This window comes from Pseudarthrobacter adonitolis (assembly GCF_055412845.1).
The window spans coordinates 362,827-379,423 of sequence record NZ_JBVAYW010000002.1 but is presented as its reverse complement, the minus strand read 5'-3'; the positions used below and the strand labels follow the sequence as shown (position 1 = coordinate 379,423).

Annotated in this window: 15 protein-coding genes; 13 read left to right on the top strand and 2 right to left on the bottom strand. The window is 65.4% G+C overall.

Going from position 1 to position 16,597, the window contains the following annotated elements:
- The first annotated feature begins 3 nt into the window (after positions 1-3).
- The 7 genes from ACZYZ4_RS04350 to metE all read left to right on the top strand — a co-directional run bounded on the left by ACZYZ4_RS04350 (position 4) and on the right by metE (position 7,968).
- Entirely contained in the window at positions 4-888 is an 885-nt protein-coding gene (locus ACZYZ4_RS04350) for a DUF58 domain-containing protein (RefSeq protein WP_463858507.1), read from the top strand.
- On the top strand, positions 878-1,342 hold the full coding sequence (locus ACZYZ4_RS04345) for a hypothetical protein (protein ID WP_463858505.1): 465 nt from the start codon (positions 878-880) through the stop codon (positions 1,340-1,342). The genes ACZYZ4_RS04350 and ACZYZ4_RS04345 overlap by 11 nt, the downstream gene beginning before the upstream one ends.
- A complete protein-coding gene (locus tag ACZYZ4_RS04340; protein ID WP_463858503.1) occupies positions 1,333-2,406 on the top strand; it encodes a vWA domain-containing protein in 1,074 nt (357 codons plus the stop codon). Before ACZYZ4_RS04345 ends, ACZYZ4_RS04340 begins: the two co-directional genes overlap by 10 nt.
- Positions 2,403-3,428 carry a VWA domain-containing protein gene (locus ACZYZ4_RS04335; RefSeq protein ID WP_463858501.1) on the top strand — a complete coding sequence of 342 codons (1,026 nt, stop codon included), beginning with the start codon at positions 2,403-2,405 and terminating at the stop codon, positions 3,426-3,428. The genes ACZYZ4_RS04340 and ACZYZ4_RS04335 overlap by 4 nt, the downstream gene beginning before the upstream one ends.
- Positions 3,425-4,237, top strand: coding sequence for a hypothetical protein (locus ACZYZ4_RS04330; protein WP_463858499.1), 813 nt, complete (start codon positions 3,425-3,427; stop codon positions 4,235-4,237). The genes ACZYZ4_RS04335 and ACZYZ4_RS04330 overlap by 4 nt, the downstream gene beginning before the upstream one ends.
- A 375-nt stretch (positions 4,238-4,612) precedes the next feature.
- Positions 4,613-5,578 (top strand): methylenetetrahydrofolate reductase, encoded by a 966-nt coding sequence (locus ACZYZ4_RS04325; protein ID WP_463858497.1) that lies wholly within the window; start codon positions 4,613-4,615, stop codon positions 5,576-5,578.
- A gap of 56 nt (positions 5,579-5,634) precedes the next feature.
- Positions 5,635-7,968: a 5-methyltetrahydropteroyltriglutamate--homocysteine S-methyltransferase gene (gene metE, locus ACZYZ4_RS04320; protein WP_463858495.1), complete on the top strand. Its 2,334-nt coding sequence runs from the start codon at positions 5,635-5,637 to the stop codon at positions 7,966-7,968.
- Between the two features lie 130 nt (positions 7,969-8,098).
- On the opposite strand, the gene ACZYZ4_RS04315 is transcribed toward metE, so the two are convergent.
- Positions 8,099-8,605 carry a DUF2004 domain-containing protein gene (locus ACZYZ4_RS04315; RefSeq protein WP_463858493.1) on the bottom strand — a complete coding sequence of 169 codons (507 nt, stop codon included), beginning with the start codon at positions 8,603-8,605 and terminating at the stop codon, positions 8,099-8,101.
- A gap of 45 nt (positions 8,606-8,650) precedes the next feature.
- A complete protein-coding gene (locus ACZYZ4_RS04310) occupies positions 8,651-9,568 on the bottom strand; it encodes a LysR family transcriptional regulator (RefSeq protein WP_463858491.1) in 918 nt (305 codons plus the stop codon).
- A gap of 181 nt (positions 9,569-9,749) precedes the next feature.
- On the opposite strand from ACZYZ4_RS04310, the gene ACZYZ4_RS04305 reads away from it, so the two are divergent.
- The 6 genes from ACZYZ4_RS04305 (at position 9,750) to nrdE (ending at position 16,544) form a co-directional block, all read left to right on the top strand.
- Positions 9,750-11,132, top strand: a complete 1,383-nt coding sequence (locus tag ACZYZ4_RS04305; protein ID WP_463858489.1) for an NAD(P)/FAD-dependent oxidoreductase — start codon at positions 9,750-9,752, stop codon at positions 11,130-11,132.
- Entirely contained in the window at positions 11,129-11,860 is a 732-nt protein-coding gene (locus ACZYZ4_RS04300) for a DUF1365 domain-containing protein (protein WP_463858487.1), read from the top strand. Before ACZYZ4_RS04305 ends, ACZYZ4_RS04300 begins: the two co-directional genes overlap by 4 nt.
- On the top strand, positions 11,857-13,230 hold the full coding sequence (locus tag ACZYZ4_RS04295; protein ID WP_463858485.1) for a class I SAM-dependent methyltransferase: 1,374 nt from the start codon (positions 11,857-11,859) through the stop codon (positions 13,228-13,230). Before ACZYZ4_RS04300 ends, ACZYZ4_RS04295 begins: the two co-directional genes overlap by 4 nt.
- Before the next feature lie 353 nt (positions 13,231-13,583).
- Positions 13,584-13,829, top strand: coding sequence for a glutaredoxin-like protein NrdH (nrdH, locus tag ACZYZ4_RS04290; RefSeq protein ID WP_009356333.1), 246 nt, complete (start codon positions 13,584-13,586; stop codon positions 13,827-13,829).
- Between the two features lie 64 nt (positions 13,830-13,893).
- On the top strand, positions 13,894-14,358 hold the full coding sequence (nrdI, locus tag ACZYZ4_RS04285) for a class Ib ribonucleoside-diphosphate reductase assembly flavoprotein NrdI (RefSeq protein WP_463858636.1): 465 nt from the start codon (positions 13,894-13,896) through the stop codon (positions 14,356-14,358).
- A gap of 65 nt (positions 14,359-14,423) precedes the next feature.
- Positions 14,424-16,544: a class 1b ribonucleoside-diphosphate reductase subunit alpha gene (gene nrdE, locus ACZYZ4_RS04280; protein WP_463858635.1), complete on the top strand. Its 2,121-nt coding sequence runs from the start codon at positions 14,424-14,426 to the stop codon at positions 16,542-16,544.
- Positions 16,545-16,597 lie beyond the last annotated feature (53 nt).

Here is a 16,597-nt window from a genome sequence, read left to right as displayed (position 1 = left end):
GCGGTGACCAGCCTCCTGCAGCGCGTGAAGTCGAAGATGGCCATCTTCGCCCACCGGAAAGCCCGTGGCATGCTCGACGGCGAATACGGTTCCGTCTTCCGCGGCCGCAGCCTCGACTTTGATGACCTGCGCGCCTATATCCCCGGGGACGACGTCCGCGACATCGACTGGAAGGCTTCCGCCCGGTTCGGCTCGCCGCTTATCAAACGGTACGTCGCCGTGCGGCGACAGACCGTCCTGCTCATTGCCGATACGGGACGGGGCATGGCTGCCGATTCCCGCGACGGCGAAACCAAAAAGGACATCGCCGTGATGGCACTCGGTGTGGTGGGCTACCTGGCGCACCGGCACGGCGACGTGGTGGGCTTGGTCTGCGGCGATCGCAACGGGACACGCTCCCTTCCCGCCAAAGCCGGTGAGCCGCATCTGGAACGGCTCCTGCGCGAGGTTGATTCGTCCGCCTCCTTGGACTCGGGCCCGAGCAGGATCGAGGACCAGCTGGAATATGTGGCCCGCAACGTCAAGGGCCGGTTCCTGCTGTTTGTGGTGTCCGACGAACATGCTGCCGGTCCCGACACCGAACAGCTGCTCCGCAGGCTGCGTGCCCAGCATGAGGTCCTTTGGCTCACCATCCGGGACGCTGACCTGGCCGGAGAAGGACACTCCGGCCAGGACGCCTTCAGCGTGGCAGACTCCTCGTTGCTGCCGGCGCACCTGGCAGTATCCCCGGCAATCGCGGCGGCCTATACCAAGGCAACTGGGGAGCGGGACGCCGCCCGGCAGGCCATGCTCCGCCGCACCGGCATCACCCAAGGCCACGTGACCGGCAGCAGCGCGGTCATGACGGAACTCTTCGCCCTCTTGGAAAGGCACCGGCGTGCAGGCTGACCCGGGCATCTATGGACCCCTCCAGTACAGCCACGCGTGGCTGTGGACTGGGCTCTCCCTCCTGGCAGCGGTCCTGGGGTGGTGCGCATTCGTTTTCCTGAGCACGCGCAAACCGAAGGTGCCGGAGCAGTCGCCCCGGTTCACGCCGCCGTCGGACCTTGCGGGCCTCAAGGAGGCCTACCTGCAAAGGATCGACGCCGTTACAGCCAACGCCGCCGCCGGGCTGCTGACCGCACGGGAATCCCACCAGGAACTGAGTCTGCTGGTTCGTCGGTTCGCCCGCGACGTCACCGGCGTGGACGCACCCAGGATGACGCTGGCCGAGCTGCAACCCCTGCCGCCTGTGGCCGAGGCCGTTCGCAAGATCTACCCGGGTGAGTTCGGCCTGGAGCCGCTGCCGCCGGTCGCGCAATCGGCTGAGACCGCCCGCCAGGCGGTGTGGCAATGGAACTGATGTTCTGGTGGCTGATCCCGCCGGCACTGGTCCTCGCGGCCGTGGCCGGTTGGCGCGCCTTCCGCCTGGACCGCCAAGCAAACGCACGACGGCGGCCGGTGGCCAATGCGGACCGCCTCACCGCGCTGCCCGAATACCAGGCTGCCCTCCGGCGGCACCGCCGCTGGCTGGCGGTGGCCGCGCTCGCGGCCGTAACCCTGTTGGTCTCTGCGGTGGCCGCGGCGGCGCGCCCGGTGGAGCTGACCACCATCGCGCCGGAGCAGCGCAATCGGGACATCATGCTGTGCCTGGACACGTCGGGCTCGATGAGCAGCGCCGACGCGGCCGTGGTGCAGGTGTTTGCCGAACTGGCGAAGAAGTTCGACGGCGAACGGATCGGCCTCACCGTCTTCGACAGCAGCGCCGTCCAGGTCTTCCCCCTCACGGACGACTACGGGTACGTCCAGGAACAGCTCACACTGGCCAAAGACGCCTTCGACGGAAACCCCGGCAGCGCTGGATTCCTGGACGGTACGTGGAATGGCCGCGGTTCGTCGCTGATCGGCGACGGCCTGGCGTCCTGCGTCAACGGTTTCCCTGGCACGGCCGCCGCGGATGCCCGCAGCGCGGAGACGGGCATTAGTGACACTGGCAGCCCTGACTCCGGCAGCCCTGACTCCGGCAAATCGGATGCCGGCCAGCGGCGCTCGCGGTCCGTTGTCCTGGCAACGGACAACTACCTGTCCGGCGATCCCATCTTCACCCTCGAACAGGCGGCCGCCCTGGCCAAGGAGCGCGATGTCCGGGTGTACGCGCTGAACCCCGGCGACTTCGACTATGGGCCCGGTCCCGGCCAGCCCGGAGCCAGGCTGCGCACAGCGGCCGAGGCCAGCGGTGGAGCGTACTACCGGCTGGACAGCCCGGAGGCCGTGGCTGACATCGTCCGGTCCGTTCAGGAAACCGAAGCCACGGCCCTGAAGGGCGCACCCAGGGCTGTGGTCTCGGACCGGCCCGATCTACCCCTCACGCTGGCACTCCTGTCCGGCCTGGTGCTGGCGGGCGCATCGTGGAGGCTCCGGCCATGACACTGCAACCGATCCTGCCCTGGTGGGTTATGCTCCCGCTCATGGCCGCGACCGTGCTGTTTCTGGGCTGGCGTCTCGTCCGTGCGTCGCGGGAGCGCTCTGCCGGTATACGCCGCGACTGGCTGTCCAGGAGCGCCCTGGTGCTGCTGCTCCTGGCTGCCGCGCTCCGGCCGGGTGCTCCCGGTGGAAGTTCCCAAGCCGCAACGGCGGATGTCAACGTCTTCTTTGTGGTGGACACCAGCAGCAGCATCGTTGCCGAAGACTACGGCGACAGCTCGTCCCGGCTGGATGGGGTGCGACAGGACATCATGGCCATCGCGGGTGAGCTGGCAGGAGCCCGCTTTTCGCTCCTGACCTTCGACAGCAACGCCATTGTCCGGATGCCCCTCACCACCGACACCACCGCCCTGGACACCAGCGTGTCCGTCCTGCAGCCCCAGGTCACGGCATTTTCCAAGGGCAGCAGCGTCACGGCTGCCGGAACTTTGCTGGCGGAGCGGCTGAGGGCCGCGCGGGACAGCCATCCCGACCGGCCGCGCCTGGTCTACTACTTCGGCGACGGTGAACAGACCAGCGCCAAGGCACCGGAGGCGATTAGGCTCGACGGCGGCCTGGTGGATGGCGGCGCAGTGCTCGGCTATGGCACGGCGGAAGGCGGCCGGATGAAGGAAAACACGGGGAAGGGCTCCGGGCAGGATACTGGTGCCGGCTACATCCAGGACCGGTCGTCCGGAACCGGCAAGGATGCGCTATCGGTCATCGATGAAGGCCGGCTGCAGGGGATTGCAGGTCAGCTGGCGGTTCCCTATGTCCACCGTTCGGCCGGAGACCCGGTGGCGCCGATGATGCAGGCCTCTGATCCAGGGGACTTCCAACGGGCACCGGCGGATGGCGACGTTGCCGGCCGGACTGAGCTGTACTGGCTTTTCGCCGCCGGAGCGTTCCTGCTTGCCCTCCGCGAAACCTTCCTCGTGCTGCGCCAGTGGCGGCAGCTCCGGCCCGGACAGGGAGGTCGAACATGATGCGTCCAGCGCCCAAGCCGGTACTGCCCGCAGTCGAGCCCGCGCAGCCCAGACCGGCTCCGCCCCCGCCGGCACCGGGCCGGCGTCAGCGCCGCCGTCGGCTGCTCATGTGGTCTGCGCTGCCCGCACTCGTGGTCCTCTGCCTGTCCGCCAAATTGCTTAGCGTGGGCATGCTCGCCGACACTGCTGCCCGGTCCTTTGCGGCTGGGGACTCCGTTGGCGTGGCGGATGCTGCGGCCGGACTGCGGATCGCCAATATCATCGAACCGCACAAGGCGCTGTTCGCCGAAGGTAACGGGCTGTTCCTCGCGGGGGACTTCGCGGCCGCCCGCCAACGCTTCGAGGAGGCACTGTCCCTGGCGGGCACGGCCGACGAGTGCGTCGTCCGGGTCAATCTGGCGCTCACCATCGAACGCCTCGGTGACGCCCAGGCCAAAGCAGAAGATCCGACGGCGGCGGCCCGGCTCTTCGCCGAAGGCGTTGCGGTGGTGGAGGCTGCTCCGGAGGGTTGCTTCGACCCCGGCGGAGCAGCCGGCGAGGCCGGCTCAGAGGACAGCGCGGGGGAGAAGCTGGAGCAGGCGGGGGAGCGGCTGCAGCAAAAGGCCGATGTAGCTGCTGCGGACACCACCCCGCAACCGTCAGAGCAGCCTGGTGGGGACGAACCTGCTGCGGATCCGGGCCAGCAGAGCCAGCTTGAGCAGCTCCAGGACAGTGCCAAGGAAGCCCAAAGCGAGCGGAATTCCGGGCAGGAGCGGGACGAGTATCTCCGGGACGATGACTTCGGGCCGGGCGTTGATCGGCCCTGGTAGCGAGCCAATGCAGCGGCGCCCCGCAGTATGCCCCGATGAATCCTTCGACCCAAACGGCGAACAAAATTCTGTACCAGAACGAAACACGCCGTAAAACTGCGTCTTAATTCGGCGGTGAACTTGAAGGGTGCGCCGCCGGCTCCTAGAGTTCTATACAAGTTACCGAGGTAACGTGTCAGCGATCCTCCGATTGTGGAGGGTGTGGGTGCCCCCATGTGGGCCTGACATTTGCTCACGGACAACTTCATGACAGGCGTAACAGTCGCGGCTGCGTCCCTGTGGAGTTTTCCGTGTTCCCAAACTCAAATTCATTCCCGGCTTCACCGTCACATTTGCTGACCGGTAGCCGGCAATGGCCCAAAGCCAAGGACGCAAATGTCACCGCCAAGCCTTATCGAAACACATCCGAACTTCTTCGAGACCGCCCCCGTAGCGCTCTCCTACGAACTCTTCCCGCCCCGCTCGCCGGCCGCGGCCGAGTCCCTCTGGACCACCATCCGGGAACTGGAAACCACCGAACCGGACTACGTCTCCGTCACTTACGGTGCCAGTGGCTCGAACCGGGACACCGCCGTCGAACTCATCAACAGGCTCCTGCTGGATACCACGCTCCGGCCGCTGGCGCACCTGACCTGCGTGGGCAACACGCCGGAGGAGCTGGCGGAGATCATCGGCGACCTCCTGGACACCGGGGTCCGTGGCATCCTGGCGCTCCGGGGCGACCAGCCCAAGGACGGTGCACCGCCCGCCGCAGGGTCACTGCGGTATGCACAGGATCTGATCGAGCTCATCCGCCGGGTTGAACAGCGTCGGTCGGCTCTCCTGTGCGCAGGCAAGATCGCCGTGGGCGTCGCTGCCTACCCCACCCGGCACCCGGAATCACCCAGTGAAGCCCACGACGTCGAGGTGCTGCTCGCCAAGCAGCGTTCCGGCGCCGACTTTGCCATCACGCAGGTCTTCTTTCATACCGAGCAGTACGCGAACCTCATCAGCCGCGCACGCCGAGCAGGGGTCACCATCCCCATCATCCCCGGCGTTATGCCGCTCACCAGCCTGCGCCGGGTCACACGGCTCGGCGAACTGACAGGCGTTGAACCGGCACCGGAACTCCTGGCCCGCCTCGCCGCCGCGGACAGCGACGCCGAACGCCTCCGGATCGGTGTCCGGGCAACGGTGGATCTGGCCAACGCGGCCCTCGAGGCCGGAGCGCCGGGCATCCACCTCTACACCTTCAACGAACACCAGAGCGCGCTGGAGGTGCTGGACAAACTGGCACTTCCGCGCCAGTCCCGTTCAATTGGCCGCCGCAGCGCCACCCTCCGGCGCCAACTCGCCAGCTGACCTTCAAACATCCGCCAGACCATTCACAGCTTCCACTAACACTCAAGGAATCTCCCATGACTGAACAGAACACCACCCCGTTCCCGGCCGCGTCACTCCTCGGCTACCCGCGCATCGGCCGCCGTCGCGAGCTCAAGAAGGCCGTCGAAGCCTACTGGGCCGGCAGGATCGACGCCTCTGCCCTGGACGCTGCCGCCAAGGACATCCAGCTGACCATCGCCAAGCGCCTGCAGGAACTGGGCCTCACCGAAGCCGCCGCCGTTCCGGGCACGTTCTCTTACTACGACCAGGTCCTGGACGCCACCGCCCACCTCGGCGCTGTCCCGGCCCGTTTCGGCAAGCTCCTCAACGCCGAAGGCCAGCTGGACATCGATGGCTACTTCACCCTGGCCCGTGGCAACAAGGACCAGCAGCCGCTGGAAATGACCAAGTGGTTCGACACGAACTATCACTACCTCGTTCCGGAGATCGGCCCGGAGACCGAGTTCACCCTCGCCTCCAACCGCATCGTTGAGGAATTCGAGTTCGCCCTGGCCAACGGCATCGAGACCCGCCCGTACATTGTTGGCCCGGTCACCTACCTGCTGCTCTCCAAGGCTTCGGATGAGGCCCCCGCTGGCTTCGCTCCGCTGTCCCGCCTTGAAGACGTCCTGCCGGTGTACGTGCAGCTGCTCGAGAAGCTCGCCGCCGCAGGCGCCAGCTGGATCCAGCTTGACGAGCCCGCACTGGTTGTTGACCAGGACACCCCGGCCGCAGAAATCGAAGCAGCCGTTGCCCGCGCTTACGAGGTCCTCTCCGGTGCGGCCAAGCGCCCGCAGATCCTCGTCTCCACCCCGTATGGTGCCCTCGATGGCCAGCTGGGTACGCTTGCCGCCACCAACATCGACGCCCTGCACATCGACGCCTTCAAGGGTGCGGTCCCGTCCGCAGCGGCCCTGGCCGGCCTCGGCAACAAGACCCTGGTTGCCGGCGTCGTTGACGGCCACAACATCTGGCGCAACGACCTCGCCGTCGCTACCGCCAAGCTGGATGAACTGAAGGCTGCCGCCGGCCGGATCGCCGTCAGCACCTCCACCTCCACCCAGCACGTCCCGCACGACGTCACCGAAGAGGGCCAGCTCTCCGAGGAGCTGCGCAGCTGGCTGGCGTTCGCCGATCAGAAGGCCGTGGAGGTCAAGACCCTCGCGTCCTACCTGGCCGACCCGGCCTCCGCCAAGGCAGCCATCGACGAGGCGTCCGCCGTCATCGCAGCCCGCGCCATCGCCGAAGGCGTGCGCCGCGACGACGTCCGGGCCCGCACCGAGGCCCTGACCGCAGCGGACTTCAGCCGCTCCGCCTACGCAGTCCGCGAAGCCGCCCAGGAAGATGCCCTGCACCTCCCGCCGCTGCCCACCACAACCATCGGGTCCTTCCCGCAGACGTCCGAGATCCGCTCGGCGCGTGCCCGCAACAACAAGGGCGACCTCACCAACGAGCAGTACGAACAGCTCATGAAGGACGAGATCAAGCGCGTCGTTGAGCTCCAGGAAGAGCTCGGCTACGACGTCCTGGTGCACGGCGAGCCCGAGCGCAACGACATGGTCCAGTATTTCGCCGAGAACCTGGAAGGCTTCGACGTCACGGTCCACGGCTGGGTCCAGTCCTACGGCTCACGCTGCACCCGTCCGTCCATCCTCTGGGGCGATGTCACCCGCAGCGCCCCCATCACGGTGGTCTGGGCCGAGTACGCCCAGTCGCTGACCAGCAAGCCCATGAAGGGCATGCTCACGGGTCCGGTGACCATCCTGGCCTGGTCCTTCGTCCGCGATGACCAGCCGCTGGGCGAGACCGCCAACCAGGTCGGCCTGGCCCTGCGCGATGAAATCGCGGACCTCGAGGCTGCCGGCATCAAGGTCATTCAGGTGGACGAGCCCGCACTGCGCGAACTCCTGCCGCTGCGCAAGGCCGACCACGCCACCTACCTGAAGTGGTCAGTGGATTCTTTCCGCCTGGCCACCGCCGGTGCGGCCGACGCCACGCAGATCCACACCCACCTCTGCTACTCGGAGTTCGGCGTGATCATCGACGCCATCGACGGCCTCGACGCAGACGTCACCTCCATCGAAGCGGCACGCTCCCGCATGGAGGTTGTGCACGACCTCGAGTCCCACGGCTTCGGCCGCGGCGTTGGTCCGGGCGTCTACGACATCCACTCGCCGCGTGTTCCGGGCGAAGCCGAGGTCACCGAACTGCTGGCCACCGCCGTCAAGCACGTCCCGTCCCGCCAGCTCTGGGTCAACCCGGACTGCGGCCTGAAGACCCGCGGCTACGCCGAGACCGAAGAGTCCCTGCGAAACCTGGTCAAGGCCACCAAGACGGTCCGCGCCGGCCTGCTGGAATCCGCGAAGTAACAACGGTCTGACTAAGAGAGCTCGCAGAGGCTCAAGGGCTAGTGCGGCCTACCGCGCTGGCTCTTGAGAAGCGAGCGAACGGGCGGCCGGTCACCGAAAGGTGACCGGCCGCCGTCGAGCGTTAATCGATTCAGGACTCCCAGAGGATTTCGTCGTCCACCACGCCGTCTTCGTCGGCGGCCACCACCAGCACCTCGTCCGTGAAGTGTGAGCCCAAGGTGAAGTCCATCACGAAGTAGCGCTCTGGCTGGCCGGGGAAGATACCCACGTGGCCGAGTTTGAGGGCTTTCAGGAAGACGTCGTTGGTGAGCTGGTTACGTTCCTCCACGCCGAAGACTTTCTGCAGGTGCTCGTCCTTGAGGGCGCTGCAGTGGAAGTGGAGGTATTCTTGCGGGCTTGTGCCTTCCTGCTCCAGCTCGTCGGCGATCATCTGCCGGACCTCATCCACGAGCTCGGGGAGGAACCGCAGCCGGTAGTCCACCTTGTGCATGGCCGCTTCGTCAAAGTGATCGTGCGCGTTGATGTTCAGGTCGAGTTCCAGTACCTGGCCACCCAACTCATGTTTGGCGGCGATGTTGTGATCCCTGCCGTGGTTGAGCTCGATTTCTCCAAAGTGCTGGCTCGCTACCCTGTTCATACCTTCAACATAGACCCCAAGTGCTGCGCTTTCCAGCATTCCGGGCTAATTGCCTGAGGACCCCGCAGCGGCCATGGTTTCGGCGAGCAGGTCCACGAACAGCTGCACCCGGGCGGTCTTCTTCTCGTTGATGAGCAGGGCAAACACGTTCCGAGCCAGCCGGATCTCGGGAACGTCCAGCACTACAACGCCGGCCGGCCGGTTCCGCAATGCCAGCTCGGGCACCAGCGCGGCGCCCAGTCCGGCGGCCGCCATTTCGAGGCTGGCATGGAAATCGTCGCTGTGGGCCACCACGCGCGGATGCAGGTTGCAGCTGGCAAAGAGCCGTTCGATCACCACGGCGTCGGGGCTCCCGGGGTGGTGCATGATCCAGGGCAGTTCGGACAGATGATCCGCCGCCACCTTGGCGTCTGTGCGGAACCCCCAGCCCGCGGGCAGCACCACACGGAAGTTGTCATCGCCGATCCACTGCCGGTTAATAGTGTGCGGCCAGGCGAGCCCGGACTGGCCCACCTGGAAAACGAGCGCCACATCCAGCTCTCCGCCGGTGCGCAGTCCCTGGATGGTCTGGGCCGGCTCGGCCACGGACACTTTGAGGTCGATGCCCAGGTCTTTCCACGCCGGATTCTTCAGGATGCGCGGGAGGACGTAGGTTGCCAGGCTGGGGAAGATTCCCAGCCGCAGCTCCTGGCTGGTGCTGCTGTGTGTCTTGGAGGCTGCCGCCATCAGGGCCTCGATGTCCGTTAGCACCTTCGCGGCGTGCCGGGTGATCACCACCGCCGCCTCCGTGGGGACCACGCTGCGGGCCGAACGCTGGAACAGGATCACGCCCGTCTCGCGTTCCAGGGCGGACATCTGTTGCGACACCGCCGACGCCGTGTATCCCAGGCGTGCCGCGGCGGCCGCGAAGGAACCCAGCCGGGTAACCTCGAGGAGGGTCTTCAGATGTACGGGATTTACCAACGCAGTCCTTCGGTCAGGGCCGCCTCAGCACCGCAATGTGCCGGGTCTGGAAGGCCCGCTTCATTCTGGCACAAAGTTTTACTTCCAACTCAGTCATCCACCGGCCCCACGGCGTCGAACTGCCCCTAGAGAGTTTGCACCGAGCAAGTGCACCACGAAGTCCGAGCAGGGGAGCAGAACAGTGTCTTTGGCAGGGAACCCGAGTGGCAGGCCGGAGGGGCGGCGCATCGCCGTCGTGGGCAGCGGAGTGGCCGGCCTGACGGCCGCGTACGTCCTGAACCGGCACGACAACGTCACCCTCTTCGAGGCGGACAGCAGGCTGGGCGGCCACGCCCACACCCACAACGTCGCGCAGCCGGATGGATCCACGCTCGGCATCGACACCGGCTTCATCGTCCACAACGAGCGGACCTATCCCACCCTGCTGCGGCTGTTCGCCGAGCTGGGCGTGGAGACGCAGGAGTCGGAAATGAGCATGTCCGTCCGCTGTGACGGCTGTGGCCTGGAGTACGCCGGGGCCCGCGGGGGCGGTCGCGGGATCATCGCGCGGCCGTCCAGCCTGCTGCGCGGACGATACCTGCTTATGCTGCTGGAGGTCATGCGTTTCTACCGCAGGGCCCGGGCGCTGATTGAGGCAGCTCCAGCGTCCGACGCCGGCCCTGATGCGGGCGGAGCAGAGCCCACCCTCGGTGAATTCCTGGCAAAGGAACGCTTCAGCCAGTACTTCATCTCCCACTTCATGACACCGGTGGTCAGCGCGGTCTGGTCGTGCGATCCCACCACGGCGCTGTCCTATCCGGCGCGCTACCTTTTCACGTTCCTGGGCCACCACGGCATGCTGGGCGTCAAGGGTTCGCCGCAGTGGCGGACGGTCACCGGCGGTTCGGGGAGGTACGTGGAGAAGCTTGCCGCGACGCTCCCGGACATCCGGCTCGGCACCCCTGTCACCGGCATCCGGCGGCACGCGCTTGGTGTGGAACTGGCCTCTGACCAGGGAGTTGAGGATTTCGAGGCCGTGGTCATCGCCACGCACCCGGCCCAGGCCTTGAGCTTCCTCGCGGACGCCACGCCGGCCGAAAAGGACGCCCTCGGCCAGATGCCTTACTCCGTCAACCACACCGTTTTCCACCGGGACCCGGCCGTCCTGCCCACCGCGGACAATGCCAGGGCGTCCTGGAACTACCGGCTCCCGGACTGCGGAGCCCGTCCGGACAAGGTACTGGTCAGCTACGACCTCACCCGGCTGCAGCGCCTGGAGCCCGCCGATGGCCAGCCCTACGTGGTGAGCCTGGGGGAATCCGGGCTTATCGCGGAGGACCGGGTCCTGGAACGCATGGTCTACGAACACCCCCAGTACACCCCCGAATCGTTGCGGGCACAGCAGCGGATCGCCGCCCTCAGCGATGACCGCATCGCCTACGCCGGCGCGTATCTGGGCTGGGGGTTTCATGAGGACGGCGCCCTGGCCGGTGTCCGTGCCGCCGCGAGCTTGGGACGGACCTGGGATACGCCCGGGATTCAGGCACCCGAGCCCGAACTGCTCTCAGCCTCGGAGGGCACATGAGCTCAACCGCAGCCATCTACCGCACATCCATTTCCCACGTGCGCCAGAGCCCGCTGAAGAATGCGTTCACCTACCGGAGCTACAGCTGGTTTGTGGACGTGGACCGGCTCCCGGTTCTGCCCAGGCTCCTGCGGCCGCTGGCTGTTTTCCGGGCCGCCGACCATCTGGGCGATCCCGGGGCCACCATCCGCAGCAACGTGGAACGGTTCCTGCGGACCCGATGGATAGAGCCCGACGGCGGTGCCATCCGGATGCTGACCAGCGCCCGGGTTTTCGGCCACGTCTTCAACCCGCTCACCCTCTTCTGGTGCTACCGGATGTCCGGGGAGCTGCAGTGTGTCATCGCCGAGGTTCACAATACCTACGGCGAACGTCACTGCTACCTCCTGGAAACGGATCCTTCCGGCCGGGCCAGTGTGCCCAAGGCCTTCTACGTTTCACCGTTCAATGACGTTGACGGGCAGTACCGGATGAAGCTGCCCGCACCGGAGCAACGGCTGTCCGTCTCCATCGTTCTGGAGCGGGAAGGTCGCCGGCCGTTCGCCGCAACCATGGACGGGGACCGGCACCCGGCCACCGTCAGGAACATCCTGGCAGCGGCCATTGCCGTCCCGGCGGCGCCGCTGCTGGTATCGGCGCTGATCCGGATTCAGGGCATCAAACTCTGGGCACGACGCCTGCCAGTCATTAAGAAACCACATCACCCCTCACAGGAGGCAGTCCAATGACAATGACCGATGAGAACGGAACAGCCGCGACGGCGGAGGTTTCCGCCGCGAAGTCAGCCGCACGGCACCTGGTGATGGGGCAGACTGCTGCCGGGGTACCGGCGTCGCCGGCCACGATCGATCCGGAAGTGTGGCCCGGCGTTGCCCACGCGCCGTCGGGCACTAAAGCGCTGGTGGCGGGAAAGGCCGCAGGCCTGCTGTTCAAGGCGGCGGTGCGCCGGCTGCCCCTGCGCGTCGCCTACCCGGACGGGTCAGTGCTGGGCACCGGCGGCCTGGACGCGCCGGTGATGACCATGCTCAGGCCGGCGGCGTTCGAAGTGCGGATCGGGGACAACGGCCTGATCGGGCTCGGCGAGTCGTTTATGGCGGGGGATTGGGAAGCATCAGACCTCGCCGGGGTGCTGGAGGTCTTCGCCGCGTCCGTGGACACGTTGATTCCCGCGCCGCTGCAGAAGCTGCGGACCCTGTACCTTCCGCGGACCCCGCGGCAGGAACGCAATGAAGAGGACAACACGCGCAGCAACATCTCGCGGCACTACGACCTCTCCAACGAGCTCTTCTCCAACTTCCTGGACACCACCATGAGCTATTCCTCGGCGCTCTTCCCGCTGAGCGACGGTGCGCTGGATTCGGTCCGGTGGGACGCGTTGGCCGAGGCCCAGCAGGCCAAGATCGACAGACTGCTGGACAAGGCCGGCGTCGGACCAGGCACGCGGCTGCTGGAGATCGGCACCGGCTGGGGTGAACTGGCCCTCCGGGCAGCAGCCCGCGGTGCCACCGTCTACAGCGTGACGCTTTCCAGTGAGCAGCGGGCGCTGGCGCAGGAACGCATTGCGGCCGCCGGCTACGCAGACCAGGTGACCGTGGCGCTGCAGGACTACCGGGCCGTGGAGGGCGAGTTCGACGCCGTTGTGTCCGTGGAAATGATCGAAGCGGTTGGTTACGAGTACTGGCCCATCTACTTCCAGACCATCGACCGCGTGCTGGCCCCGGGCGGGAAGGTGGCCATCCAGGCCATCACCATGCCGCACGGCCGCATGCTGGCCACCCGCAACGCGTACACGTGGGTGCACAAGTACATCTTCCCCGGCGGGTTCCTGCCGTCCGTGCGGGCCATCGAAAGCGTGACCCAGCAGCACACCACACTCCGTGTGCGGGAGCGGATGGGCCTGGGCGATCACTATGCCGCGACCCTCCGCCTCTGGGAGGAACAGTTCATCGCGCGCTCGCAGGAGGTGGGCGGGCTGGGGTTCGACGCCGTTTTCCAGCGGATGTGGCTTTTCTACCTGTGCTATTCACGGGCGGGATTCCAGTCCGGCTACCTGGACGTGCAGCAGATAGTCCTGGACCGCCGGGAGGCTCAGCTGTAGCTGGTTAGGTTCATCACGCCGCAGGGGTCCTGAAGGTTTCTTCGGGGCCCCTTTTGCGTGTCGGCACCAGATGTAGTGGCCCGCCGGAGGGGTGCGACACGCCGTCCAGCACGCGACACGCGGGGGCGTTAATTGTGGCTAAGTACTCCACAGGGTGTGGATGATGTCCGCAAAAACGGCGGGATTCCGGACATTTTGGGGGCCCCTGCCTGTGGATTAAAAGTGCATTAAATGACATACTTGTAATACATCATCTTGGGGTTCCGAAGAGCCGTCTGCACTACATGTAGTATCGACGTACAGCTTGGGCGGGACAAAGACGAGCGAAGATTTCGATAAAGGGGACAGGGACCATGACCGTTACGGTTTACACCAAACCTGCGTGTGTACAGTGCAACGCAACCTACCGTGCGCTGGACAAAAAGGGCATCACTTACCAGAGCGTTGACATCTCCCAGGACGCCGACGCCCTCGAGCGCCTGAAGGCGCTGGGCTACATGCAGGCACCTGTTGTAGTCACGGACCAGGACCACTGGTCAGGCTTCCGCCCGGACAAGATCGAGGAACTGGCACTGTCTGCCGTTTCCTCCGTGGCCTAAGGCCCTACACTTTTCGCCAGCCGGCAACTTTCAATACACACATGAGGTGACTCCCGTGTCAGCACTGGCAGTGGCCAGGGCCCAGGTGCCCCCGTTGCCGCCTGTCACCACACAGAGCCAGCTCATCTACTTTTCCTCCACCTCCGAGAACACCAGCCGCTTTGTCGCGAAGCTCGGATGTGAGCTGGCACGGATCCCGCTCCACGCACAGGATGCGCCCCTTCTCGCCACCCGGCCTTACGTGCTGGTGGTGCCGACCTACGGGGGCACCGGGGGAGAGGGCTCGGTGCCCAAGCAGGTGATCCGCTTTCTGAACAACCCGCAGAACAGGCAACTGATCCGCGGGGTTATCGGTGCAGGCAACACAAACTTCGGGGACAACTACTGCATGGCCGCGGACATCATTGCCGCCAAATGCAACATCACCCGGCTTTACAGATTTGAACTTATGGGCACGCCAGAAGACGTCGCCCGCGTACACAATGGATTGGACACGTTTTGGACACGACTGTCGCAGACACAGAAGTAACCAGGGCCGAAGGCCAGGGCACCGCCGCTGCCGAAAAGCGGAGTGCCGCCGTCGAAAAGCCCGAGATGCCGGCCGCCTATAAGGGGCTGGGCTATCACGAGCTCAACGCCATGCTGAACCTGTACGGTCCGAACGGCGAGATCCAGTTCGAGGCCGACCGCGAGGCTGCACACCAGTACTTCCTGCAGCACGTGAACAACAACACCGTCTTTTTCCATGACCTGGAAGAGAAGCTCGACTACCTGGTGAAGAACCAGTACTACGAGCGCGAAACCCTCGACCAGTACACGATGAACTTCATCCGCGAGCTCTACAAGCGCGCGTACAAGAAGAAGTTCCGCTTCGAGACCTTCCTCGGCGCATTCAAGTTCTACACGTCCTACACGCTGAAGACGTTTGACGGCAATCGCTTCCTGGAGCGCTACGAGGACCGCGTCTGCATGGTGGCCCTGCACCTCGCCCGCGGCGACGAGCAGCTCGCCCTGCAGATGGTGGACGAGATCATCGAAGGCCGCTTCCAGCCGGCCACGCCCACGTTCCTGAACGCCGGCAAGCGCCAGCGCGGCGAGCTGGTCTCCTGCTTCCTGCTCCGCATCGAAGACAACATGGAGTCGATCGGCCGGTCCATCAACTCGGCGCTGCAGCTGTCCAAGCGCGGCGGCGGTGTGGCGTTCGCGCTGACCAACATCCGCGAAGTCGGCGCACCGATCAAGCAGATCGAGAACCAGTCCTCCGGCGTCATCCCCGTGATGAAGCTCCTCGAGGACAGCTTCTCCTACGCCAACCAGCTCGGTGCCCGCCAGGGTGCCGGCGCCGTGTACCTGCACGCGCACCACCCGGACATCTATCGCTTCTTGGACACCAAGCGCGAGAACGCGGATGAGAAGATCCGCATCAAGACCCTCTCGCTGGGCGTTGTCATCCCGGACATCACGTTCGAGCTGGCCAAGAAGGACGAGGACATGTACCTGTTCTCCCCGTACGACGTCGAACGCGTCTACGGCATGCCGTTCTCCGACGTCTCGGTCACCGAGAAGTACTACGAGATGGTGGACGATTCCCGGATCAAGAAGACCAAGATCAAGGCGCGCGAGTTCTTCCAGACCCTCGCCGAGATCCAGTTCGAATCCGGCTACCCGTACATCATGTTCGAGGACACCGTGAACCGGGAAAACCCGATCGACGGCAAGATCATCATGTCCAACCTGTGCTCGGAGATCCTCCAGGTTTCCCAGCCCACCACGTACCACGATGACCTGTCCTACGCCGAGACCGGCAAAGACATCTCCTGCAACCTGGGTTCGCTGAACATCGCCAAGGCCATGGACAGCCCGGACTTCGGCCTGACCATCGAGACGGCCATCCGGTCCCTCTCGGCAGTCTCGGACATGTCCAACATCACCTCGGTGCCGTCCATCGCCCGTGGCAATGACCAGTCCCACGCCATTGGCCTGGGCCAGATGAACCTGCACGGCTACCTGGCCCGTGAGCGGGTCCACTACGGTTCCGAAGAGGGCCTGGACTTCACCAACATCTACTTCTACTCGGTGGTGTTCCACGCGGTCCGTGCCTCGAACCTGCTGTCCATCCAGACCGGGCAGACCTTCGGCGGCTTTGAGAAGTCCAAGTACGCCTCGGGCGAGTTCTTCGACAAGTACACGGAGCAGGAGTGGGTGCCGCAGACCGAGAAGGTTGCGGAGCTGTTCAAGAACATCCACATCCCCACGCAGGATGACTGGCGGGAGCTGAAGGCTTCGGTCATGGAGCACGGCATCTACAACCAGAACCTGCAGGCCGTGCCGCCCACGGGCTCGATCTCCTACATCAACAACTCCACTTCCTCGATCCACCCGGTGGCGTCCAAGATCGAGATCCGCAAGGAAGGCAAGCTGGGCCGTGTGTACTACCCGGCGCCGTACCTGACCAACGACAACCTTGAGTACTACCAGGACGCGTACGAGATCGGCTACGAGAAGGTCATCGACACCTACGCCGCTGCCACGCAGCACGTGGACCAGGGCCTGTCCCTGACGCTGTTCTTCAAGGACACCGCCACCACGCGTGACATCAACAAGGCCCAGATCTACGCCTGGAAAAAGGGCATCAAGACCATCTACTACATCCGTCTCCGCCAGCTCGCGCTGGAGGGAACTGAGGTGGACAACTGTGTTTCTTGCATGCTTTAGTTGTAGCTTCTACTAAATCTTGACAGTACGACGGCGGGCGCCCGCCCGCCGTC